Origin of the sequence: Paenibacillus sp. FSL R7-277 (assembly GCF_000517965.1) — a bacterium.
Lineage (GTDB): Bacteria > Bacillota > Bacilli > Paenibacillales > Paenibacillaceae > Paenibacillus_AQ > Paenibacillus_AQ silagei.
The window spans coordinates 70,399-93,508 of the sequence record NZ_ASPX01000055.1; the positions used below are offsets into that span (position 1 = coordinate 70,399).

Genomic DNA, 23,110 nt, shown 5'->3' on the forward strand with positions numbered 1-23,110 from the left:
GTAGCTTTAACTTACATCAACCGCGGTGAGTCTGAACGCTCTTGTTTCTTTAATTCACTTGGGGCTACACCCCAATATTTACGAAACACTCTGGCAAAATAGCTGACATCACGATATCCTGCCGCTTCTGCTGCATCATACACCTTAACGCCGCTGTATAAGAGCTCTTTGGCATGCTCCATACTCCGCTTCAGGAGATATTCCGAAATGGATTTCCCTTCCTCCCGCTTAAAGAGCCGGCTAAGGTAAGAGGGATTGACATATAATCTTTCGGCCAGCGTGTGCAAGGTCAGTTCTTCTTTCCCCAGCATTTCCTCCACGGCTTCGATCATTTGTTTAACGAGCCGATGGCTGGAATGCTTTCGCTCGCGTTCCCGGTATTGGGTAATGCGGCTGGCCACTCTTTTGGACCATTCCACGATCTGCTCTTTGGAGAGCAGGGATTCAAAGGACAGAAACATCGAATAATCCTCCTGCAGCACCTCCTGCATCGACCAGCCTCGCGATTGAATCATACGTGTAAATAAGCTGCTCAAATACAGCAAATGCTCGTATACCTTTTGGGTTGAGACCGCTTGGGAGTATACGTCCTTGAAATAGCAGTCCATCAGCTCAGCAACCGTTGTCGCGTGATCCGTATGAACCGCAATCTCCAGCTGTTTTTCGAACTCGGCGTCATAATGAAACGGCTGCTCCATGTTGGTTACGTCCAGGTAAGGAACGAACACCTCATTTCCGTAAATGGCCCGCTCCTGCAGCGCACGGCGTGCCTGCCGGTAGGACAGCGAAACATGATCCCATGAGCCTGGGGTCCCGAGTCCGGCGCTGGCGGTAAGCTTCAGACACTCTTTCACAATGTTGAAGAGACGGGGAACGTGAACATTGATCCGCTGGATGATATCTGGAGCCGATTCTTCCGGTTGTCCCAAAAAGAGCAGCACGGTTGCTCCGTCCGCATCATTAAAGACCCGGCAGTCTTCATGCTGTAAACATTCAGCCGCTATGCATTCCAGAGAAAACTGCAGCAACGCCTGATCCGAAGACGTAAACCGTTCTCCTTGCTCGTGAATCGGATCAATTTCACATACGGCTACTGCAAACCAGGTATAGAGGGCAAGCTCCAGATTCAGCTCTTCCATATGCTTCTTGAGCTCCCAGTCCGCATACCGGCCCTGTATCCAGTTTCTATAAAAATCATCCTGGAGCTGAGGCAGGCGGTCCTGCCATTTCCGCTGCAGCTCAATCATGCTGTGCTTTTCCATCAGTTCCTCTCGGATCTCTTCCGCAGCCGCAAGAATAGCCTTCAAAATTTCATCGTCTCCGGCCGGCTTCAGCAAGTACTTCATGACGCCAAGCCCCACAGCAGCCTGCGCATACGGGAAATCGTCATGGCCGCTTAAAATCACGATTTTCATGTGCGGTTCCTGCTGCAGCACCGTTTGCGCCAAGGTCAACCCGTCCATCTCCGGCATCTCGATATCGAGCAGCATGATATCCGGTTTCCTGCGCCCGATCATGGACAGCGCTTCTAAGCCGTTCTCGGCAAGCGCGACCACTTCGATGCCATGCTCATTCCACGGTATATTATTGGCCAGGCTATTCAAAATTCGTATTTCATCTTCAACAATCATGAGATTCATGTTCCGGTTCCCCTCTCTCCTCCCGGCAGCGCTCTGCCGGCAAATCGATGATCGCCGTCGTTCCGTTCCTTTCCTCGCTGACGATCTTCAATTCCGCCGTCTCCCCATAGTAAATGGCGATTCGAGCCTGGACATTGAGCAGCGCAAAAAACTCGGAGTTCTTCTCGGGGGGTGTCGTGTAATCCCCGAACCTGATTCTTGCCAAGGCCTGTTGAATCCGCATAAGCCTTGACTTTGGAATCCCTCTTCCATTATCGGTTACCTGGATGATCAGCCGGTCATTAGACACATCGGTGCGAATGCTTAATACTCCGCCCTTTTTTCGTTTCTCCAATCCATGCAATATGGCATTCTCAACCAGCGGCTGAAGCAGCAGCTTCAGAATATGCAACTGATGGCTATCCCCGGAAGCGCAGTACTCCACCGTAAACCGCTCGGTAAAACGGATTTGCTGAATGCGAATATAGTAATGAAGGTGCTTGAATGTTTCCTCCACCGTAAACGACTCCTGCCCTTTGCTCAAGCTCAGCCTGAAGAAGTTCGACAAGTTCAGCACCATTGTACTGATCTCTTCCGCTTCATAATTTTTGGCCGTCCAATAAATCGAATCCAGCGTGTTGTACAAGAAGTGGGGATTAATCTGAGCCTGCAGAAATTTGAGCTCCGTCTTGGTCATTCTGAGCTGTTGCTCATAGATGTCCTTGATCAAATGACGCTGCTGGCTCGCCGTTTCGTTGAAAGCATCCGTTAAATACCCCAACTCGTCCTGCCGCCCGTTCTCCAGCCTGATATTCAGATTGCCTTTACGCAGCTGCCGCATACCGGACACAAGTCTTGATATCGGAGAAGCAATTCCGCTGTAGATAAACCAGGCAATCCAGACGGCAAGCACGACACTGAGTGCAATAATGCAGTACGCAAAAATTTGCAGCGGCCTCGACTTATCATAAATCTCACGCTCGGGCTGGATCAGCAGCAGCGACCATCCGCTTCGGGGAGAAGTCACCCGCAGAATCAAATTTTTCTCATCCGTTTCCGGGGTTTCCCGGACAAACACACTGCCTGGCTGGACGTCCCTCCATTCGAAAGACAATGTTTCTGCAGGAGCACTCGATACGATTAACCGCTCCCGGGCATCAAACAGATAGACCTTGGAGCTGCTGTTCGCCAGCAAATGGGACAACGAGCGGAGCAGCTGATTTTTGGAAATCGACAGCATGAGGACATTTTCGCCTTTTTCGCCGCGATAGAAATCCATAAGTCTCATCATAATAAGCTGATTCCGGTTATAGATAGGATCCGGGATTCCGGACAAATTTTCTTCATGGCGTTCTGACAAGTAGTATATGCTTGCGCCATTTGCCTTCAGAGCCTCACCGTACCATGGCTCAGGGCTTTGGGATTCACGGTGCAGCAGCCCGAGCTTTGTTGTGATCAGCGAGTTGGAAGGACGATGATAAATCATGGTATCGCTTAAATATTCATTGACCATAGTTATATTCGTAAGCTCTTTCATGACACGCGTGAAGTCCATAATTGCCCCGGAGGTCAGGGTCTTCTCCTGATGAGACAGCAGGGCGGATAAATTGGTATCAGTTGCGATCAAGGTGGACAGATTGTGGATGCTTTTTAAGGTCAGGTCAACAAACTCCAACGCGGAGTTCATGGCACTGAGTGTGCGCTCGCCAAGCTCCTGCTCCAAAATCCGCTGAGACTTTACATTGGCAAACATACTGAACGCCACCAGCGGCAGCAGGATAAGAAGAAAATAACAGGTAAGCCTAAACTGAATCGACTGCTTCAAGACGTTGCGGAATTGCGTCAGCCACTTCATACGATTCCCCCACGATTCTGCATGCCTTCATTATAGCTTAGACCCTGTTATCCGTCCTGTTCACTGCCCGTTGACCTCCTTCGTCATTTCCTCGCCGCCGTTTTTCTTCCAGTCTTCAACAAATTGATCAAAGCTGTCTACCGGCTGCTGGCCTATGATGATTTTCGTGAATGCTTCGACCTCCATTTTGGACAGCTTAGGCCCGTATTTACCCATTCCTGGCGTCGGTACGCCCAGATATTGATTACGGATGGCAACCTCGTTAATCTTGTCGACAATCTCATTCAGCTTAAACTCCATACCGAGCGAGTCCAGACGCTCTCTGGATACTTCAGAATTGAACGGTACAATCGCTTCGCCGAGCGTTAGCCGGTAAATATGCTTGTTGTGCTCATCAAAGTTCGTAACCACCTTCCCGTCCTCCATATTCCATACCTCGTCCTCAAATCCGAGCATGAGTGTGCGGTATCCGTCTCCGATCATGAAATCAAGCATCTTAATAACAGCCTCCGGATGTTTGCTCGTAACCGGAATCACATTAAACCCGGCAACATAGCTGTTGCCCCAGGTTCCCTGCTTCCCGTCAGGTCCGGTTGGATATTCGAGGGGAATCCACTCTGCATTGGGATCATTCTTCTGGTTGGTTAAGATGGGGCCACGGGTATCATACCAGTTCCCGGAGAACAGGCCCACTTTGCCGCTGGCGACTTTCTCGTCAACATTAGCCATCTTATTTAGAGCCCACTCGGGATCAATCAGCTTTTCCTTATAGAGATCGGCAAGATAGCTTAGTGCTTCCTTCATTTCCGGCAGTGTGCTGGAATTCACCAATTGCCCGTCCCGTTCAGTCCATTGGCCCCGCTGGATTCCCCATGCCCCTATAAACGGAGCTACTCTGCCGAGGTTTTCCTGCAGGATCAGGCCAAACGTATCATCTTTGCCGTTTCCGTCGGGATCATCCTGCGCAAAAGCGCGAATCACCTCTTTGTATTCTTCCAGCGTTGTCGGCGGCTTGAGCCCCAGACGGTCCAGCCAATCCTTGCGTGCAAACATGATTTCATTGCCCGGGATCGGGTTCAGGCTGGGAATCGCATAGATCTTTCCGTCCACGGTGACGACCTTCCAGGCTTCCTCCGGGATACTTTTCTTCAGATTCGGTCCGTATTCGTCGATTAAATCATTCAGAGGGGTAAGGGCCTTCTGCCGGACATAGCTTTCGAACCAATTGGCGTCATAGGACAGGAGCATATCCGGCAGATCATCGGAGGCCATAATCACGTTCAGGGCATCCCCGTAACCGTCCGCAGGAGGCGTGAGCAGCTTGATGTCCAGGCCCGTGTTCTCGCGGATGTAATCAATGTAAGGATTATTGTTCTCGTCCATGCCCGGCGGGAACTTCCGTCCGGCATTGCTTAATACGATATCAATGGCCTGGCGTTCTTCCTTCCCTTCGGCTCCTTCCTTCTTCGTGCCGGATGAACACGCGGACACCAGCAGCATGGAGGTCACCACCAGGATGGACACGGATCTTTTTACCAAGATTGAGACTTTCATGTGACAATCCCCTCTCTTTTTTCATGTTACATGCAGTTCTAGCCTTTTACGGATCCAAGCGTAATCCCTTTGACAAAATGCTTCTGCAGAAACGGATACACGAGCAGGATCGGAACTGTGCTGGCAATCAGCGCCGCAGCCTTCAAGGACTCCAAGGCCAGCAGGGTGCTGTCGATATTAGCGGAGTACCCGTTGTTATTGCTGATGTTCGATTGATTGAACATGATCAGCTCACGCAGATACACCTGCAGCGGGAAGAGATTCCGGTCCGTCACATACAGGACGGTGTCAAAGAAGGCGTTCCAATGTCCAACCGCATGAAACAAGGTAATCGTTGCAATGACCGGCATGGATAACGGAACAACGATCCGGACGAGCGTTCCGATATTGGAGGAGCCATCAATCTTGGCGGATTCCTCCAATTCGGGCGGCACGCCTTGAAAGAAATTTTTCATAATAATAACATTGAACGCGCTAACCGCTCCAGGAATGATATAGACCCAGAAGGAATTCAGCAGCCCGGTCGCTTTCACGACCAGAAAGGTCGGAATCATGCCCCCGTTAAACAGCATCGTGAACACAATCAGGAACATGATGGCTGATCGTCCTTTAATATAAGCCTTGGACAGCGGATAGGCCAGCATACAAGTGATCACCACATTTAACAGCGTCCCGATTACCGTGCGCAGCAAACTGACCTTGAAGGCGTTCACAAAGGCATGCTCGCGCAGTACCTTCACATACGCTTCGAAACTGAAATCCACCGGCCATAACGTCACCCTGCCGGATGTTATCGCCTGATGACTGCTGAAAGACTGGGCCATGACATGCAGGAATGGCAAAAGCGCAAGCAGAGCAATGAAACCCAGGATCAGGTAATTAAGCCTCGATGCCAGACGTTCTCCCCTAGTAAGTCTCATAGATTCACCCCCTCTACCATAAGCTGTTCTGGCCAAGCTTTCTGGCGGCTTTGTTGGCGAGGACGACCAATATCAGACTGATGACCGATTTGAACAACCCGACAGCGGTTGTAAAGCTGAATTGACCCTGCGTGATTCCGGTCCGGTATACATAAGTCTCGATAACATCGGCCACATTGTAGACCAGCGGATTATAGAGCACAAAGATCTGTTCGAAGCCGACATCCAGAACGCTCCCGAGGCGCAGTACGAACAGGATCACGATGGTCCCGATGAGCGATGGCAGGGTAACGTGGATCAACTGCTTCCATTTGCCCGCGCCGTCTACGACAGCGGCCTCGTAGATCTGCGGATCGATCGATGCCAGCGCAGCCAGATAGATGATGGCCCCCCATCCCGCTTCTTTCCAGATATCACTGACCACCAGCACCGTTCTGAACCATTCCTGACTGCCCAGGAAGAAGATCGGCTCCAAGCCGAGCATGCCCAGAAACTGATTGACGATGCCCGTTGCCGGGGACAGCACGTTGATCAGAATGCCTCCGATGATGACCCAGGACAGAAAATGCGGTAAATAGACAAGCGTCTGGACCCCTCGCTTATACAGCATGTGCCGGACTTCATTCAGCATCAAGGCCAGGATGATCGGACCCGGAAATCCCCAGATCAGCTTGTACAAACTGATCAGCAGCGTATTTTTGAATACCGTGTAAAACTCGCTGTCCGTAAACATATTTTTAAAATGCGTAAGTCCCACCCATTCACTGCCGCGGATGCCGGCAAAGGCGCTAAAATCCTGAAACGCAACGATGATGCCCCCCATTGGCACATATTTAAAAATGATAAAATACGCGAGTCCCGGCAGCATAATCAGGTATAAGTCCCAGTACTTTTTCAAGGCCTGAAACCGCTCCGGCTTTACCGTACGAAGGGGATGGTTCTCGTGCTGCCGATCCGCCGCTGCCAAATCTGAATCCATAGGATACCTCCTTTACCCTTAGTCATAATCTCCTATCCGTGTGACATCCTCATTGTACCTGCCGTTCGGCATTTGCTTTAAGGCCATTTGCATGACCTTTTAGGTGAATTTCTTGACCACTTGGCCGTGAACAACAATATTCCAAACCGAAACTCTCCATCTGCGCAACTTTACATACAAAAAAGCTGGCTAATAAGCCAGCTTCTAGTCCATCCAGTATACTGAGTCTTTCTATTATTCTTTCAGGCCTCCCGCCTGGTATCTTTTTCCCAGGAACGGTAGTAATCAATTTTATCCCGCAGAATATCCAAAGTCTGATGAATCGTCTGAGCCTGCTCGATTAATTTCCGCTCATGCTCCTCCAGAAGTTGTCTGCGCTGGGGAATGCCCTCATTGCCAAGCCGCATCATATCAGCGAACTGTTGCATAAGTGCGATCGGCATTCCTGTAGTCTTAAGTTTTGCGAGTAATACGATCCATTCAAAATCATGCTCCCGATAGATCCGATGACCATTCCCGGCACGGGGTATGGGGTCCATCAGACCGATCCTTTCATAATAACGAAGGGTGTGAACGCTTAACCCCGTCATCTCAGCTGCCTGCTGAATGGTCAGTTCTTTACCGGTCATAACGAGTACGCTCCTTTCAACATCAGTTCAATTGATCAAGCTGTTCTGGGCTAATTTGGAGCTGAAGTGCCCCCAGATTTTCTTCTAATTGCGCTAGACCGCTTGCAGCAACAATGGGAAGAGCTCTCGGATGCTTGTGCAGCATCCAAGCCAGGACAAGCTGATTCGGTGTCGCTCCCAGCTCTCCGGCAACCTTCCTTAGCGTATGCAATCGGGTCATCTGATCCTCTCTCCGGTATGCATCGGGTAGGACAGCTTCCTTTTTGTTGTACACGCCTCCAAGGAGGGGGGAATAAGCCATTAGCGTAAAATCATCGTGCTGACTGCAGTAAGCAAGTAAATCCTCATCGGTACTGACTTGCACTCCGAAATCCGCATCCGCTTTAGGCTGCAAATACGTATATCGCTGCTGGATGCAGCAATAGGATTGCCATCCTTTTGACTGACTGACCGCTTTGGCCTCAAGGAGCCTGGACAGCTGGTAATTGCTGCAGCCTATAGCCCTTACTTTACCCGATTTGACCAAGGAATCAAAGGTCTCCAAGGTTTCCTCAAGTTCAGTTTCATTATCGTCTACATGAGCATAGTATAAATCTACATAATCTGTTCCAAGCCTCAGCAAACTTTCGTCAATTCCCTTCTCAATTGCTTGGCGGCCTAAGCCTTCCATTTTTTCGCTTTTCGGCACGACCGGTTTCGCTCCCACTTTGGTGGCTAAAATGATCTGATCTCTGTTTTTTCTTTCTTTCATCCATTCGCCAAGCAAAGACTCGCTTTCTCCGCCAACACAGCCTTCATTCCAGATCGCATAATTATTGGCTGTATCCAGAAAGTTCCCGCCTGCTTCAAAAAAATGATCAAGCAGCTGGTAAGAGGTTTTTTTGTCGCTTCGCGATCCAAAATTCAGACAGCCCAAAGAATAAGCACTTACCAGCATTCCTGTATTCCCCAACGTAAAATGTTTCACACGAAATCCTCCCTTTAACATCTATTAAGTTCCACTTACTTGCATCTACGTGACCAGTATAAAAGTTTAAGCGCACTCTAAGTCAATACTACTGCTTGCGCTTCGTTTGAAAGCGCCAGCCAGCCTCATCTCCCCGTTACCCCTATCGTAAAGCAGTTATAAAAATAGGCCAACCAGAAATCTCTGGCTGACCCAATAATACGAGATCCGCTAGATTAGCGGTTCTGCTTGTTCATTTACTTGACTAGGTTTAGCGAGGTTCATTTTCGGCGGGATATATCCGAGCTGCCTGCCCATTTTTACAATTTGTCCTCTATGATGAAATTCGTGGGTGATGGTGTGCGAAAATAACCATAACTCGGTTAGCTCTACACTGTCACTATGCCAGGCTGCTGGTTTGGTGGAATCCCATTTGATTTTAAAGTCAGTTAGAAATTCATAAACCAGCTCATCCGTGTTCTTAAACACTTCGCGCATTTTCTCTACATTGTCAACGGATTCCACGTTTATTGTGGGAAGTGATTTGCCAAGGGCGACTCTTTTATATTTAACTCATTCGAAGTATTTTTTTGTATACTTATCTAGCAGAGCCTCTACCTTATTCAATAGCTTAATGCCTTCTGCGCCCTTCTTTTCAGCTGCATTATATTTGGTGAAATTTATTTTGGTCGTCTTCATGCTGTCCCGCATTAAGATGAACGCTTCCAGTTGGAGTTTTGCCCCTGCCAGATGGTAGTTGTAGATTTCTTTCAATTCAGCATTGTTTTTGTTGGGTTTAATGTTTTTCAACCCAGATACATATTTAGTATAGTTGGGCACTACAGTATTGTTTAAAGCCAGGAAGATAGATTTTCTTGTTGAATCGTTTACGATTTTATTATATTTATTAATTGTAGTTATGGCTTTATTTTCATAGTTATTTATGAGATTTAACTGATCAGTATAATCTGACAGATCCTGTGACATGATTTTTGCTTGGATTTCTGCTTGTGTAAGTTCCTTTACAACAACCGGTTTTGTTGGTTCAGGGGTTGGTTCGGGGGTTGGTTCAGGAATGACGGTGTATTCATCCACTACTTGAACAGTGAATACATAAGGTTCAAACTTTTCTCCGATATTAACGGTTAAGGTAGCCGTCCCTTTATTAATTGCATGAAGTTCAGAAACCCATTGTGTTTTTCGGACTACCTTGATTATATTCTCATCCGAAGAGGTTGGAGTGAAGTCATGGTCTGTAACTTCTGCATTGGTCCAGTCAGTGATGGCTATTTCGTAGGACTTCCACTCTCCAACTTTAATCTCAGTAGGTTTGGTCACTTTGACAATATCGGTGATGTTCCTCGCGGCCGCATGGATACTGCCATTCACTGATACAATCGATACTATAATTGCTAGTAATAATGAATAAATCAAACTCTTTCGTTTCATAATATTATTGTCCCCACTTAATTAATAGTAAAGCATCTACCATCTTTGCCAAATCATATCACGAATAGTTTGCAGGCAGCAAAAGCAGCAAATTACTTTCCTCCAATATTATACAACTTAATAGTATGAAGCGTCTCACTAGCAGCGTAAGAAAAGAAGGAATACTCATCCACTTTGCTTCCTAATGAACTTTTTCTAATCAAATCCGGATGAAAGCATAGCATCCAGCCTCCTGAACCGCTATCACTCGGATCGTAGTCAACCGTTAATAGCTCTTCCAGCCACGAAGATCATACTTCCTTCAATGAAATCATAGTAGCGGCGTCCGTATTTGATATCAAAATTCTCACCGTTCTTTAATGATATCGTATAAAATCCGTTTTTACCGGCTGACAAGGTGGGTTTATTTAACTAACGTTCACAATTGGTTCAATCATATGCCTCCACAGGATCAACGCGCTGCGAATCGGCTATATTTGCAACTGCCCGGTACAGATTCGGTGGATATTCGGCGATCCGGTGGCATAGGTACAAGTACCACTCATGGCCATAGGTCAAATAGATCTGAACCGGATAACCGGCTGATTTCAGCCTGCTGCCCAGCTCCGACCGGATGCCGTACAGCATCTCCAGCCTCGCGCCACGCTCCGTCAATAGACCCCGCTGTATCACTTCCTCTATGATGCGCTCATCATGCGTAGCAACTGAAACCCGGTGTCCGTCTCCGAGCGCCTGTCCCACTAGCTGCAAATACCGCTCATTCAGCGATTCGGATCGGGGTATCGCGACCTCATCCGACTCCTGATAGGCGCCTTTCACGATTCGTATCCGGCCTGGCGAAGCGGATAGCGCGGCCAAATCATCCGGCGTCCGATGTAAATGCGCCTGCAGCGTAATGCCGATATTCGGATAAATGGACACGGCCCGCTTGTATACCTCGAGGATCTGCTCTGTCTTAGCGGACTCTTCCATGCTGATGAATAGCTCCAATTCTGTTCCCTGCGCTCGTTCCGCTAATTTGACCAAGTTCGTATAAGCAAGCTCGGTATCCAGTGTTAATCCGATATGCGACAAATCGAAGGATACGCGGGCGGATGCCCCCTGTTCATTGAGATCATCGATTAGCGCTGTTATTTCCAGAGCGGCCGCCTCGCATTCCTCGGCATTTACCGTATTCTCGCCAATGTACTCTAGCGAAATGGCATAGCCTTTGGCAGTAAGCCTCTGCCCCGCTTCAAGCCCGTCTTTACGGGAGTCGCCTGTTACATACTGTAAAGCAGCCTTTTTCAGAAGCTCGTATAGCAATGGCGATTGCTCCACATAAGCCTTGATATCCATTCGTCTGGCGACCGACTTTAATGCGTCTGCCGCTTGCTGTTCCCAGTCTTTGTTATCATGCATATTACGTTTCCCCCTTCTACAAGTATTTCAAGTGTACTTGCGCAGAAGGATGTAATCTTGTAAAAAATTGCTCTTCTAAATCGACATCGCATATTGCCTGGGCGTTGCCCCTACAATTTTCAAGAAAGCCTTGGTAAAATGGCTTTGGTCATAATAACCTGCCTCTGCCGCGATATCAACGATAGGACGTTGCTTCGCCAGCTGGATTTTGGCATGATTGATGCGCAGCAGGTTTTGATAGGCGTGAGGGGGCAGATGGCTCCCTTTCTTGAAGAGCCGGATCAGATGAAAGCGGCTGATTCCGGCTTCCTGTTCCAATTGCTCAAGCGTGACCTGCCCGGTAAAATTCGCCTGTAAGTAGTCTTTGATCCGCTTCACGTATTTTTGCTCCTGAACACCTGATGAGCCTGTGTGCCCCAGGTCATTCTCGTTAGGGTCAACCAAAGCTTGCACCAGTTCAATGAGAGCCGTCTCGGTTTCAAGCGGAGTACCGTTGCCTGCGAGCGCACCCATCGTATGATTTAATCGTTTGCGGCACGCTTCATTCTTGCCTCCGCCCAGCAAGAACGGGATGTGCAGCCGATTAAGCTCCCCCGGTCCAAGCTTGTGCAGCCAGTCGGGGTGGATAAACAACATCTTATAGCGCCATTCCACGTCCGGTGCCGGATGGCAGGCATGCAGCATCATCGGCGGAAAACTGATCATCCTACCCGCTTCCACCTGAATCTGTTCACCGTCGCACCAAGCGTTCGTGTGGCCTGCATCTATGAGCCCGACCGAATATTCTTCGTGAAAATGTCTATGGTAGGCTAGATCGTCCGCCGTACAGTGCTTCCCCTCCAGAAAGGGAAGCGCTTCATCCCGGTAAAACGTAACTTCAGGCATGACTACAGTTCCTTCGTCATAAAACTACTATTCGGATCTGGGATATAATCTGCAAATGGCTCACAATACGTGAAGCCGAAATCTTCATACAGCTTGCGTGCGGGGATGAATGAATCCATGGAGCCAGTCTCCAGACTGATCCGTTTATATCCGCGGCTTATGGCTACTTCAATAATATGAGCAAGAATTTTTCTGGCTACACCTTTGCGCAAATGCCTTTTAGCGGTCCGCATCGATTTGAGCTCAGCATGTTCTTTGTCCAATTCCTTGATCGCCCCGCAGCCCAGAAGCTCTTCATCCTCCCAAGCGCACCAGAAGGTAATTTCCGGCTGCTTCAACCCGTCCAGATTAAGGGCATGAATGCTCTCTGGCGGAGAGTCCTCTGCCATTCCTTGCAGATGCTCTGCAATTAATCCAATCACTTGTGCCCCGCTCAAATCATCTACAAGAATTTTCACTGCAACCACTCCTACGTTAATGTTAGGTATGAATTATACCTGTTAATATTCTGTATTTCATATTACTCCCATGGTAGGTTTTCTGACAACATCTAAAATAAAAAAGCCGCTAAATTAGCGACTTCAATGGGACTATAAATGCTTAACCTTACCACTCAGCAATGCTGCCGTCCCGATGACGCCATACCGGATTTCTCCAGCGGTGGCCGTCCTCCGCCATCTTCCGCACATACTCCTCGTTCACAGTAATGCCAAGGCCCGGTCCGGAAGGAATATGGACATGCCCGTCACTGTAGGCAAAGACGGACGGATCGGTGATATAATCCAGCAGGTCATTGCCCTGATTATAATGGATGCCCAGGCTTTGTTCCTGAATAACTGCATTGTAAGACGTTGCATCCACCTGAAGACAGGCGGCCAGGGCGATCGGCCCAAGCGGGCAATGCGGAGCGACCGCGACATCGAACGCCTCGGCCATGGCAAATATTTTCTTACATTCCGTGATCCCTCCTGCATGGGACAAGTCGGGCTGAATAATGTCAACCACCCCATCCTTCAGCAGATTTTTGAATTCCCAGCGCGAGTACATACGCTCACCCGTGGCGATCGGAGTGCTGGTATGATGTGCGATCTCCCGCAGAACTTCGTTGTTCTCCGGCAACACCGGCTCTTCTATGAACATTAGACGGTAGGGGTCCAGCTCTCTGGCCAGTCCCCGTGCCATCGGTTTGTGAAGCCGTCCGTGAAAATCAACAGCAATCCCGAATTCCGGTCCGCAGGCCTCCCTAATGGCGGCGACCCGCTCGACGATAGCATAAATCTTGTCATGGGTATCAATGAACTGCATCTCTTCCGAGGCATTCATCTTAATCGCCGTGAACCCGGCGGCCTTCTTCTCCAGAGCCGCCTTGACAACATCGATGGGGCGGTCTCCGCCTACCCAGGAGTACACCCGCATGGAATTGCGGCAAGCGCCGCCCAGCAGCTGGTACACAGGCGCATTGTAGATTTTCCCTTTAATATCCCATAACGCCTGATCGATCCCCGCTATCGCACTCATCAGAATAGCCCCGCCACGATAGAATCCTCCCCGGTACATGAGCTGCCATAGATCTTCAATCCGCTGGGGGTCCTGCCCAATCAAATAGTCCATCAGCTCTTCTACCGCGGTCTGCACCGTATGTGCCTTGCCTTCGACCACTGGCTCCCCCCAGCCGGATATCCCTTCATCGGTTTCAATCTTCAGAAACAGCCAGCGGGGAGGAACGATAAAGGTCTCAAATCCGGTGATTTTCATAGTTTTTTTGCTCCTTTGGTGTTGTTCATTCTGGCCTTGCGGACTTCCTCGGCGAAATAGCGGGCCATCTCTGTGATCTTCCCATAGTCGCCCTGCTCCACTGCTTCCCGGTCGACGAGAGCGCTTCCAAGACCGACGGCAACAGCTCCGGCGGCAATGAAGGCTCCTACATTCGCAAGGGTCACGCCTCCTGTCGGCATCATCCGGATGTGGCCAAGGGGCCCCTGCAGTTCCTTGATGTAGGAGGCACCGAGTGAACCGCCCGGGAAGACCTTAAGCAGGTCTGCGCCCGCTTCATGTCCTCTGACTGCTTCGGTCGGTGTCATTACACCTGGAATCGAGATTCGCCCGTGCTGTAAGGTCAGTTCTACAATCGCCTCATTCAAATTGGGGGAGAAAATAAAATCGGCTCCTGCCGCGATTGCCTGCTCGGCCTGCGCCAGCTTCAGTACGGTACCCGCCCCCACCAGCAGGCGATTTCCGTATTTCGCCTTCATGTCTGTGATCAGCCGATATACTTCCGGGGTATCGGCTGTAATCTCCAGCGCCCCGACCCCGCCTTCTGCCAGTGCCGCAGCAATGTGCTCAACCCGTTCAGGCGGTGGTCTGCGGATAACGGCGACCAGACCGGAGGTTATCAGCTGCTCAATTTGCGTTTCTTTGTCCATGTCCTTCCTCCTCCTTGGGAATGTGCCTCACTTACCGGATAATATCCTCCATGCCAGTTTCCCCTGCCAGGAGAAGATCCACATCCTGCCGGGCCGGCAGACCTTCCACATCGCCGCTTACCCCGACAACAATGGAACCTACAGCGTTGCCGCGCCGCACGGCAGAAGGTAGCTCCTCCCCAAGCAGCAATCCGCTTATAAACCCTGCGGCAAAAGCGTCTCCGGCACCCATCGGATCAATGAGTCTCTTCACGGGAAACCCTGGCTCAGTTCCAGAGATTCGTCCGTTACTGTAATAAGCACCGTCCGCGCCGAGCTTGATAACGGCAGCGCCGGCACCGGCTTTCTGCAACCGGTCTGCGATCTCTGTAGGGTCACTACATCCTGTCAGGAACTGTCCCTCGTCCATACCGGGGAGCACGTAGTCGGCAAGAGCCGCGATTTCGTTAAGAACACGATAAGCCTCATCTCTGTTCCACAGCTTCCAGCGGATATTGGGATCAAATACAATGGTTGTACCGTGTTTTTTTGCCGCTTCCAGGGCACGAAAGGTTAATCTCCTGCACTCATGGCTAAGCGCCGGAGTAATACCCGTAACATGCAGGATGCGGGCACCTCCAACATAAGCCTCATTAAGCTCCTCCGCTTGCATCAGGCTGGCCGCCGATTGTTTGCGGTAGTAGTACACCTGTATTTGGTCCGGGGATATTTGTTCTTTGAAGAACACTCCCGTCGGCGCTTCATCTGTAACCCTGACTTCGGAAGTATCAACGCCATGTCCTCTTACGAACTGCCTGATATACCGTCCAAATGGATCATTTCCGAGCTTGCTGAACCAGCCTGTGGTATGCCCCATTCGGGCAAGTCCAATGGCCACATTGGTCTCAGCTCCTGCAACATGCTTGTGAAAACCATTCACATACTCCAGGGGAACCATCCGGTCCGGTGCCAGTAGTACCATGGTTTCCCCAAAGGTTACGACCTCCATTGCCCCTCCTCCTTCTGCTGTTTCACTAATTGAGTCTCCTTGCAAAGATCGTATCTTTATCATTTTTCTTTCAATATAGATATGATCTTTACGGTATGATCATATTATCTTGCTCTTCGCCAGTCAATACTAAATCAATGGTCAGACGTATCTGTTTATTGTCACGAAGCTCATATGCTAGAATGAATGTATTCCAAGTCAAAGGGACGGCTAATTATGAAACAGAATAAACAAACCGCGTTTCAAGCTACAATAGAGCTTATGAAGCAGAAAATTATAGGTGGGGAATGGGCTCCGGGAGACCGGCTCCCTACTCTTCAGCAGCTGGCTGTTGATTTCTCTGTTAGTGTCACTACAGTACGTGAGGCGCTGCGGATATTAGAGAGTCAGGGGAATGTCAGCATTGAGCACGGGCGCGGAATGTATGTGCGGAATGATCCGCTGCTGCTGGATGATCCGGCGGTCGCCTTAGAGGAATTAGACAACATTTCGATCGTGGATCTTTTGGAAGCCAGATTGCTCATTGAGCCTGAACTTGCCGCTTTAGCCGCGAAGCGGGCCGATCAGGATCAGATCCGCCGGCTGCGGGTACTGGCAGATCGTATGGTGCAGCAAATGGAGGAAGGCGGCTCCTTCTTCGAGACCGACCTCGCCTTTCATCAGTTAATCGCCGAAGGGGCAGCCAATCCGGTGGTGGCTCGGATGCTCCATTCGATTCTTCCCTTGCTGGCCGAAGGACGCAAGCAGACCAATACGCTGCCCAATATGCGGACCAAGGCTTCCAATTACCATGTTCTGATCGCCATTGCCATTGAGGAGCGGCAAAGCGAAACAGCCAGGCAGCTAATGGAAAGCCATATTCAGAGTATGCTGACTACTCTTAAGCAGTAGATTCTATCAGAATACAAAAGAAACCCAGAGTCTTTAAAAGACCTGGATTGCTCTATTGAACAATTAAAAAGACTCTACCTTGACGATAGAGTCTTTCCTTAATAAAGATAGAAATTAATTCATCTCAGACAAATCAGTGGCCCATGCCGTGGCTATTGGTTGTTACTGTTGTGGACTGAAATGAAGTGACATCTTCGGCACTTGCGGCAGTCAAAATGGTTAATGAGCTAATCAGCAATACGGTTGTCAATAATAAAAGCTTCTTTTTCAACATTTTCATCATTGAACTCCCCTTCTAAAATATTTCGCATAATTGCATGATACTCTTGTAGCTGTGAAATATTGGCCTTAGCTCTAACAAGCTCATAAAAAGCAATAGCTTTTCTAAAACCTGCTCTATCAAATAGTTTACCACTTAATATGATATTTTCCAGTGTTAGGTTTATTGCAATGGCTGACTTCCCCCGTATAAACCAATAAATTGATAATAGGTGAATGTATTCTATGTAGTACCTAACATCTACAGCAGGTGAAGTATCATCAGGTTTCTCAACGTCACTTTGCAGTTCTTCCAATGCCCAGTCCACCTGGTAGTTGTATCTTAAAGCGGAGTCCAAGATATTTAGCAACCCGGCGGTCAATTCTTCCCTTGCACCCATCTTTAAAAATTTCACGTATTCAGGCAATACTTCCTCCTTTCCCTCAAGTAAGTCAAGAACGAAGGTGTTTGCTCTAGCTGTACTCTTGTAATATTCAATTTCTGCCAATGATTCCTCATCTTCAAGTTGAACCCAGCTCAAATCTGAATACTTTTCTATGCACTGTCGGGCGTTTTTGTAATCGCCAAGTTTTTGGAGAGCAATGCCCTTTGCACAAAGACTAAACCCAAAGTAATACACTATAGAACGCTTTAACCTCTGGCCCTCAAATCCCTTGGGGGCTGTAGCATGTATTACTGCGATCATTCCCATAAGTTTGTCAGATATATCTATCATTGCTGTAAAATTGTCTAAGGTGAATGAAGCTTTTAGCATAGCTATTAAAGAGTCGGCATCCATACCATCAAGTTCCAACAACTCCTATTTCACTCCTTACAGACCATTTTATAGAAATAATAAGTCTTTTCCATCCTGTGGTCAATTAATTTGTTGGCTCTTAAATTGCCATTCGCTCCTCTCAACCGAAAAAAACCTGCAACTTGCGCAGGTTTCAAAGATTTCAATCTCCTGTCTCTTCAGCTTCAATCTGCAAGCTCCAGATTTTCTCCAACTGCTGCCTTCACCTGACGTTATATTTAGATGTTTATCAAATCGGAAATAGTACCATGTTCTTGTCTTCTGACAAAAAACAAATTCTAAGGAGTTGCTTTTAATAATCATGGCTGACATCATCAACATTATGGCAATCATAAGCATAACAGTGCCAAACGTAAACATGGGCTGTTTGAATGCCCTCAAGTCCATGTCGTATTAGCCAGCCCCTCGAAAGCTACGGTGGTTAGAACCAGCATAATACCAATCGTCAACGCCCTGTGCTGCCTGTAAAAAATTCCAATCTGATTGTTGTTTGTCTCCTACACCTTCTTTGTAAATTTAAATGTTTAAAAAGTAAATTAGAAATCAAAAAAATGCCGCTTTTAATAGCAGCATTTTCTGAGATTAATTCATTTATTTACAAGTGGTGATATAATTATGCTTTTGGAATTGCCCCTATTTGTTGGAGCAAGCCAAGCATATCGGGTTGACCATACTCTTCAATAATTTGGCCATTAGAGATCCGATAAAAATTCATTGCATTTACTTCAATTTTCTTTCCTGTTGGTGGAAACCCGAGAAAAACTCCGTCTTGTGTGCCCTTCATGACAAAATGAGCTGCTATTAGATCCTCTTCTGCTACCAGCTCCTTAACAGTCCATTGTATATCGGAAAAACCAGATCTCATCATATGAATTATGGAGAGATAACCATTTGGACCATTCATTGGTTCTTTTTGCATAGGTACATAAAAAACAGCATCTGGAGAAATCAATTCTTCAGCAAGTTCCTTGCTTGCCGTATTAATGAAGTTCGTGAAACGATGCATCAATTGTTTGTTTTCTGTAATCGTCATATTTAAACCCCTTTCTATTTCGTAAGATATAACGATCTTACCGTTTGCGGTGTTACTTTCCATTAAAAGATGTGCCTCTCCAATCTCCTCGAGTGTAAAGACTCGGGCAATAGGTGGGACTATACCATATTTTTGGAGATGCTCAAATAAAGAGATCAGTGTACTTTCTTTGATAACTTCACTGGTGAACGCTGTAAAATACACACCTGTGGGTATATCCACTAAAGGTTCAAAGGCATCAAGAGTCCATTCATTTCCTAATATTCCTGACATGCAACATATCCCTCGTTCTGAGATGAATTGCAAGGACTCCTTTACAGTTGGTGTACCAACCAACTCTAGAACCTTGTTTACCCCATTTGGAGCAATAGCATACACCTGTTCTCTCAAATGCTCATTATCGAGCAGTGCATAGTCTGCTCCAGCTTGTTGGAGAAGTGCAAATTTCTCTTTGTCTCGAGTCGTTGATATGACTGTTGCTCCTACACTCTTAGCTAGCTGAAGTGCTGCTAAGCCTACGGAACTTGTCCCACCACGAATAAGCAGCATCTCTCCTGAAGTCAATTGAAGACATTCAAATAAGGATGCATACGCGGTATAATACATTTCCGGTATCGCTGCAAGTTCAGTCCATTTCATATCCCTAGGAATAGGATACACCTGGTCCGAAGGTATAAGTGCATATTCAGCATAACTTCCGTCAAATGCACGGCCTAACCCTCCCATTAATGAAGCGACGGCTGTTCCCTTTATAAATGTGCTATCAGAAGGGTCTTCAATCTCCCCTACGCATTCGATCCCCATAATACGCGGAAATTGAACGGACGGTGAATGCCCCTGTCTAGTAAACATTTCCGAGCGATTTATTCCAAACGCCCTGATTTTTACAAGTACCCACCCAGGTTTGACTATAGGAATAGGTACTTCAGTGATCTGTAGTTCTTGTGGGGTACAGACCCTTTCCAATACAACTGCCTTCATTATTTATTTCTCCGATCTCAAATGGATTCGTTTCTCAAACAGCATGAATATTGCGTTCGTCACAATGGCAAGTCCTGCTGACAATAAGCCCCCCCACAAAATCTTATCGATATTCATGGTCCGTAATCCATCATTTAATATCGTACCTAGCCCTCCTGCATTAATGAAGGCAGCGATGGTTGCCATGCCAATGGTTGTTACCGAAGCAAGTCGAAGGCCTGCAAACAGAGGCTTGATTGCTAAGGGTACCTGAACTTGAAGTAAGATCTGAAATCGGCTCATACCGACCCCTGTAGCAGCTTCAATAACAGATAGTTCAACATGATTCAAAGCTGCAGTGAACTGACGTAGAAGGATATATTGGTTATAAGCAATGAGCACGGTAATGGCTGTCGTTTTCCCCAATCCGGTCACAGGGATCATGATTGCAAACAAAGCCAAGCTCGGAATAGAATACAAAATTGAAAACATGTAAATGAGTGATCTAGATACCTTATCAGAGGCCAGAGCTAAGATGGTTAAAACGATGGCAATGAGCACAGAGAGCAGCATGGTCAGAATGAGGATCTCCACATGCTCCAATAATGCTTGTACCAACTTATCCGGATGTTTAATGGCATAGTTGATCATGTTAAGTTCCCCCAGAAGCGTTCTTGCTCCTTCGAAGATTGAATGAGTGAGTACACAAAATCATCTGCAGGATGAGTTATAATTTCTCTCGGGGTATCGAATTGACAAACCTTACCCTGATTCATAATCACAACTCTGGTTCCTAGCTTGAATGCTTCATTAATATCATGAGTCACGAACAAAAAGGTTTTTTTCATTCCCCCATGAATCTTTAAGAGTTCATCCTGGAGATTCAAGCGCGTAATAGCGTCCAAGGCCCCAAAGGGTTCATCCAGCAGCATAATATTGGGATCGGTTGCCAATGCTCGCGCAAGACCGATTCTCTGTTGCTGCCCTCCGGACAATTGTGAAGGATAACGTCGTTTGAAGTTCTCTGAATCTAATCCAACCAAAGCTAACAATTCTTGTACCCGATCTTCGATTTTCTTTTTGTCCCATTTCAAAAGACGAGGAACGGTAGCTATATTTTGTTCAATATTGATGTGGGGGAACAAGCCTACTTGCTGAATAACATAGCCGATTTTCCTTCTAAGTATTACAGGATCAACTCCAGCGATATCCTCCCCAAATATTTTAATAATTCCGTGGGAAGGATCGTTAAGCCGATTCACCATCTTCAATAAAGTTGTTTTTCCTGATCCAGAGGAGCCGAGGATGGTAATAAACTCCCCTTCACTTATCGACAGGTTCACATGATCCACTGCATATTCATTGGAATCTGAATATGTTTTACTCACATCATGGAATTCGATTGCTGTTGGATTCATGTTAACGCCATCCTTATTTAATGGAATCATAAAATTCTTTGGCCACATCTTCATATTCTTCTTTGTCTACGTCCACTTTCGCGTTTAGTGCGGTTACGGTGTCTGTATCCAATACCGAGCTAACCTTGTTGATCACTTCAGCGATGCCGGAATCCGTTGAAAGCACATTATCACGGATAACAGGCGCCAAGTTATAAGGGGGCCATACTTGTTTGTTATCTTCCAATAGAGTAAACTCGTCTTTGTTTACCAACTGACCTTCAGTGGTATATGCGGGCGCAACATCAGCCTCGTTGTTTCTAAGCACTTCATATTTCAAACTGTTATCATATACTTTGGATGATTTCCAATTGAGCTTGCCATACACTTTCTCCAGTGCTGGAATACCGTCAGCGCGCTGGTCCACCTCTCCTTGGGAAGCAAATCGAATCTCCCCGGCATGTTTTTGCAGGTCAGTAATGGTCTTGATCCCTAATCTTTGTGATACTTCCGTTCGAATAACGAGACCCGCTCCATCATTTGCTTTTGAATAATCGAGCCATGTGATATTGAATTGCTTTTTGTACTCTTCCTTGACTGTTGTATACACTTCATCCGGATCTGTCATCAAATCCATCTGTAATACGGCCAACAACCCAGTACCTGTGTACTCTGGATACATATCGATATCGTTATTAACAATCGATGAATGAATGATAGAACCCGCAATATTAGGAACACGCTCTACTTGGTATCCCGCGTTCTCCAAAGCCAAAGCATATAGCTCCCCGACAATTAAATTCTCAGTAAAGTCTTTTGAACCAATTCGTATTGTCGATCCATGATTATTCGTTTTATTACCACATGCGCTCAACATTATGGACAAAACAAGTGTGATTGAAATGGTTAAAACTAATTTTTTCTTTATGTTCTTTTTCATTTGTGTGAACCCTACCTTTGCAAGAATTTATATCTAAATAATACACGTTCAGACACATCTAAAATGAAGCCTATCCCAATAGCCAGAATCGCTACTGAGATAGCACCAATTAAAAGTAAATCCGTTCGATTGAGTCCTAAACCGGTAAAAATGATCTCTCCTAATCCACCAGCTCCAATTTTGGCAGCCAAGGTAGCGCTGGCGATAATTTCAATCGCAGCGGTTTTAATCCCTGTCAAAATCAATGGTCCAGCCACTGGAAATTGGATTTTCCATCTGATTTGTCGTTCAGACATCCCTACACCTTGTGCAGATTCAAGTAAAGACATGGACACACTTTGTAATCCGGATACTGTATTCATTAAGATTGGAGGGATTCCTAAAATAATGAGAGCGACAAGGGCTGGCCTAATTCCAGTACCCATGATAGGAAGCAACAGAAGTAAGATTGCTAGGCTGGGAATGATTCGTAATGTTTGAAATAACGAGATGATCCATTTTTCGGAACGACTGTATTTAGTTGATAAGGTACCTAAGATCATTCCTATAAGTGTAGAAATCATCAATGCCAATAAACTGATCTCTAAATGCTCTTTCCAAGAATTCAAGAACGTTGACATATGATTCGAAAAATAGTCACTCAGTTGCATCCATAAACTTTCTCTCAAACTCCCTCCCCCTTTCATCATTTTCATTTGATTTTTCATCGACAGAATTATAATATAAGCAATGTATTGGTTTTGAAAGTAGGCACCTTTTTGTTATATAGGAACCTATTAGTAACTATTGGAGGCGATAATGTAGTGATTTCAAAAAAAGAGTTGCCGTTGTGTCCCGTCGCAACGACAGTTGGATTGATAGGTAACAAGTGGAAGCTATTGGTTATGAGGGATCTTTTGAAGGGAACTCAACGATTCGGAGAACTTCGTAAAAGTATCCCGGAGATCAGTCAAAAGGTTCTCACTGAAAATTTACGCTCAATGGAAGAGGATGGAATTGTCATTCGTACTGTTTTTGCAGAAGTCCCTCCGAGAGTCGAATACAGCTTAAGTGACTTAGGAAATTCACTGAAGCCAATTATATTCTCTATGGAAACATGGGGACTCGGGTACCAGAAACTCAATGATGAACTTCCGAACGATATTCATCAGAGTGAATGATGTCA

At 46.9% G+C, this 23,110-nt stretch carries 22 protein-coding genes and 1 pseudogene; 2 read left to right on the forward strand and 21 right to left on the reverse strand.

Annotated elements, in window-relative coordinates; all coding sequences use genetic code 11:
- Window positions 1-11 precede the first annotated feature (11 nt).
- The 15 genes and pseudogenes from C173_RS17250 to C173_RS17320 all read right to left on the reverse strand — a co-directional run bounded on the left by C173_RS17250 (window position 12) and on the right by C173_RS17320 (window position 15,648).
- Window positions 12-1,640, reverse strand: coding sequence for a response regulator (locus C173_RS17250; protein WP_036726764.1), 1,629 nt, complete (start codon window positions 1,638-1,640; stop codon window positions 12-14).
- Window positions 1,621-3,474, reverse strand: a complete 1,854-nt coding sequence (locus C173_RS17255; RefSeq protein ID WP_036726766.1) for a sensor histidine kinase — start codon at window positions 3,472-3,474, stop codon at window positions 1,621-1,623. Before C173_RS17255 ends, C173_RS17250 begins: the two co-directional genes overlap by 20 nt.
- Window positions 3,475-3,534: 60 nt before the next feature.
- Window positions 3,535-5,028 carry an extracellular solute-binding protein gene (locus C173_RS17260; RefSeq protein WP_036726771.1) on the reverse strand — a complete coding sequence of 498 codons (1,494 nt, stop codon included), beginning with the start codon at window positions 5,026-5,028 and terminating at the stop codon, window positions 3,535-3,537.
- Between the two features lie 38 nt (window positions 5,029-5,066).
- Entirely contained in the window at window positions 5,067-5,948 is an 882-nt protein-coding gene (locus C173_RS17265; protein ID WP_036726773.1) for a carbohydrate ABC transporter permease, read from the reverse strand.
- Between the two features lie 13 nt (window positions 5,949-5,961).
- On the reverse strand, window positions 5,962-6,927 hold the full coding sequence (locus tag C173_RS17270) for an ABC transporter permease (protein ID WP_051478127.1): 966 nt from the start codon (window positions 6,925-6,927) through the stop codon (window positions 5,962-5,964).
- Between the two features lie 242 nt (window positions 6,928-7,169).
- A complete protein-coding gene (locus C173_RS17275; RefSeq protein WP_036726775.1) occupies window positions 7,170-7,556 on the reverse strand; it encodes a MerR family transcriptional regulator in 387 nt (128 codons plus the stop codon).
- Between the two features lie 22 nt (window positions 7,557-7,578).
- Entirely contained in the window at window positions 7,579-8,523 is a 945-nt protein-coding gene (locus C173_RS17280) for an aldo/keto reductase (RefSeq protein WP_036726777.1), read from the reverse strand.
- Window positions 8,524-8,733: 210 nt separating this feature from the next.
- Window positions 8,734-9,054 (reverse strand): annotated as a pseudogene (locus C173_RS17285) (DinB family protein); the annotation flags it as partial.
- 21 nt (window positions 9,055-9,075) lie between these two features.
- Window positions 9,076-9,840, reverse strand: coding sequence for a hypothetical protein (locus C173_RS17290; RefSeq protein ID WP_235191928.1), 765 nt, complete (start codon window positions 9,838-9,840; stop codon window positions 9,076-9,078).
- A 540-nt stretch (window positions 9,841-10,380) separates the two neighbouring features.
- Window positions 10,381-11,352, reverse strand: coding sequence for a proline dehydrogenase family protein (locus C173_RS17295; protein WP_036726781.1), 972 nt, complete (start codon window positions 11,350-11,352; stop codon window positions 10,381-10,383).
- Between the two features lie 75 nt (window positions 11,353-11,427).
- Window positions 11,428-12,237: an AraC family transcriptional regulator gene (locus C173_RS17300; RefSeq protein ID WP_036726783.1), complete on the reverse strand. Its 810-nt coding sequence runs from the start codon at window positions 12,235-12,237 to the stop codon at window positions 11,428-11,430.
- Window positions 12,238-12,239: 2 nt separating this feature from the next.
- Window positions 12,240-12,695 carry a GNAT family N-acetyltransferase gene (locus C173_RS17305; protein ID WP_036726785.1) on the reverse strand — a complete coding sequence of 152 codons (456 nt, stop codon included), beginning with the start codon at window positions 12,693-12,695 and terminating at the stop codon, window positions 12,240-12,242.
- A gap of 148 nt (window positions 12,696-12,843) precedes the next feature.
- Complete coding sequence (gene dgoD, locus C173_RS17310) at window positions 12,844-13,992, reverse strand: galactonate dehydratase (RefSeq protein ID WP_036726787.1); 1,149 nt, start codon at window positions 13,990-13,992, stop codon at window positions 12,844-12,846.
- Window positions 13,989-14,660 (reverse strand): bifunctional 4-hydroxy-2-oxoglutarate aldolase/2-dehydro-3-deoxy-phosphogluconate aldolase, encoded by a 672-nt coding sequence (locus C173_RS17315; RefSeq protein ID WP_036726792.1) that lies wholly within the window; start codon window positions 14,658-14,660, stop codon window positions 13,989-13,991. The genes dgoD and C173_RS17315 overlap by 4 nt, the downstream gene beginning before the upstream one ends.
- Window positions 14,661-14,691: 31 nt before the next feature.
- Window positions 14,692-15,648 carry a sugar kinase gene (locus tag C173_RS17320; RefSeq protein ID WP_036726794.1) on the reverse strand — a complete coding sequence of 319 codons (957 nt, stop codon included), beginning with the start codon at window positions 15,646-15,648 and terminating at the stop codon, window positions 14,692-14,694.
- 261 nt (window positions 15,649-15,909) lie between these two features.
- Here C173_RS17320 and C173_RS17325 point away from each other — a divergent pair, with 261 nt between their 5' ends.
- Entirely contained in the window at window positions 15,910-16,539 is a 630-nt protein-coding gene (locus C173_RS17325) for a FadR/GntR family transcriptional regulator (protein ID WP_235191929.1), read from the forward strand.
- A gap of 227 nt (window positions 16,540-16,766) precedes the next feature.
- Here the strand turns inward: C173_RS17325 and C173_RS17330 are convergent, their stop codons facing one another.
- The 6 genes from C173_RS17330 to C173_RS17360 form a co-directional block, all read right to left on the reverse strand.
- Complete coding sequence (locus tag C173_RS17330; protein WP_051478129.1) at window positions 16,767-17,615, reverse strand: hypothetical protein; 849 nt, start codon at window positions 17,613-17,615, stop codon at window positions 16,767-16,769.
- 613 nt (window positions 17,616-18,228) lie between these two features.
- A complete protein-coding gene (locus C173_RS17340) occupies window positions 18,229-19,629 on the reverse strand; it encodes an ester cyclase (RefSeq protein ID WP_063830920.1) in 1,401 nt (466 codons plus the stop codon).
- A 3-nt stretch (window positions 19,630-19,632) separates the two neighbouring features.
- On the reverse strand, window positions 19,633-20,259 hold the full coding sequence (locus tag C173_RS17345) for an ABC transporter permease (protein WP_036726801.1): 627 nt from the start codon (window positions 20,257-20,259) through the stop codon (window positions 19,633-19,635).
- Window positions 20,256-21,026: an ABC transporter ATP-binding protein gene (locus C173_RS17350; RefSeq protein ID WP_036726803.1), complete on the reverse strand. Its 771-nt coding sequence runs from the start codon at window positions 21,024-21,026 to the stop codon at window positions 20,256-20,258. The genes C173_RS17345 and C173_RS17350 overlap by 4 nt, the downstream gene beginning before the upstream one ends.
- 13 nt (window positions 21,027-21,039) lie before the next feature.
- Entirely contained in the window at window positions 21,040-21,945 is a 906-nt protein-coding gene (locus C173_RS17355; RefSeq protein ID WP_036726805.1) for a glycine betaine ABC transporter substrate-binding protein, read from the reverse strand.
- 11 nt (window positions 21,946-21,956) lie between these two features.
- Window positions 21,957-22,613: an ABC transporter permease gene (locus C173_RS17360; protein ID WP_155991508.1), complete on the reverse strand. Its 657-nt coding sequence runs from the start codon at window positions 22,611-22,613 to the stop codon at window positions 21,957-21,959.
- Window positions 22,614-22,748: 135 nt separating this feature from the next.
- Here C173_RS17360 and C173_RS17365 point away from each other — a divergent pair, with 135 nt between their 5' ends.
- On the forward strand, window positions 22,749-23,105 hold the full coding sequence (locus C173_RS17365; protein WP_017688258.1) for a winged helix-turn-helix transcriptional regulator: 357 nt from the start codon (window positions 22,749-22,751) through the stop codon (window positions 23,103-23,105).
- The last annotated feature ends 5 nt before the right edge of the window (window positions 23,106-23,110 follow it).

Excerpts from the sequence above, each read along its gene's own strand:
- C173_RS17275 (WP_036726775.1), bottom strand. The coding sequence starts at position 7,556 with ATGACCGGTAAAGAACTGACCATTCAGCAGGCAGCTGAGATGACGGGG.
- C173_RS17260 (WP_036726771.1), bottom strand. The coding sequence starts at position 5,028 with ATGAAAGTCTCAATCTTGGTAAAAAGATCCGTGTCCATCCTGGTGGTG.
- C173_RS17300 (WP_036726783.1), bottom strand. The coding sequence starts at position 12,237 with ATGCCTGAAGTTACGTTTTACCGGGATGAAGCGCTTCCCTTTCTGGAG.
- C173_RS17315 (WP_036726792.1), bottom strand. The coding sequence starts at position 14,660 with ATGGACAAAGAAACGCAAATTGAGCAGCTGATAACCTCCGGTCTGGTC.
- C173_RS17345 (WP_036726801.1), bottom strand. The coding sequence starts at position 20,259 with ATGATCAACTATGCCATTAAACATCCGGATAAGTTGGTACAAGCATTA.
- C173_RS17340 (WP_063830920.1), bottom strand. The coding sequence starts at position 19,629 with ATGAAGGCAGTTGTATTGGAAAGGGTCTGTACCCCACAAGAACTACAG.
- C173_RS17355 (WP_036726805.1), bottom strand. The coding sequence starts at position 21,945 with ATGAAAAAGAACATAAAGAAAAAATTAGTTTTAACCATTTCAATCACA.
- C173_RS17265 (WP_036726773.1), bottom strand. The coding sequence starts at position 5,948 with ATGAGACTTACTAGGGGAGAACGTCTGGCATCGAGGCTTAATTACCTG.
- C173_RS17255 (WP_036726766.1), bottom strand. The coding sequence starts at position 3,474 with ATGAAGTGGCTGACGCAATTCCGCAACGTCTTGAAGCAGTCGATTCAG.
- C173_RS17325 (WP_235191929.1), top strand. The coding sequence starts at position 15,910 with ATGAAGCAGAAAATTATAGGTGGGGAATGGGCTCCGGGAGACCGGCTC.
- C173_RS17295 (WP_036726781.1), bottom strand. The coding sequence starts at position 11,352 with ATGCATGATAACAAAGACTGGGAACAGCAAGCGGCAGACGCATTAAAG.
- dgoD (WP_036726787.1), bottom strand. The coding sequence starts at position 13,992 with ATGAAAATCACCGGATTTGAGACCTTTATCGTTCCTCCCCGCTGGCTG.
- C173_RS17270 (WP_051478127.1), bottom strand. The coding sequence starts at position 6,927 with ATGGATTCAGATTTGGCAGCGGCGGATCGGCAGCACGAGAACCATCCC.
- C173_RS17250 (WP_036726764.1), bottom strand. The coding sequence starts at position 1,640 with ATGAATCTCATGATTGTTGAAGATGAAATACGAATTTTGAATAGCCTG.
- C173_RS17320 (WP_036726794.1), bottom strand. The coding sequence starts at position 15,648 with ATGGAGGTCGTAACCTTTGGGGAAACCATGGTACTACTGGCACCGGAC.
- C173_RS17350 (WP_036726803.1), bottom strand. The coding sequence starts at position 21,026 with ATGAATCCAACAGCAATCGAATTCCATGATGTGAGTAAAACATATTCA.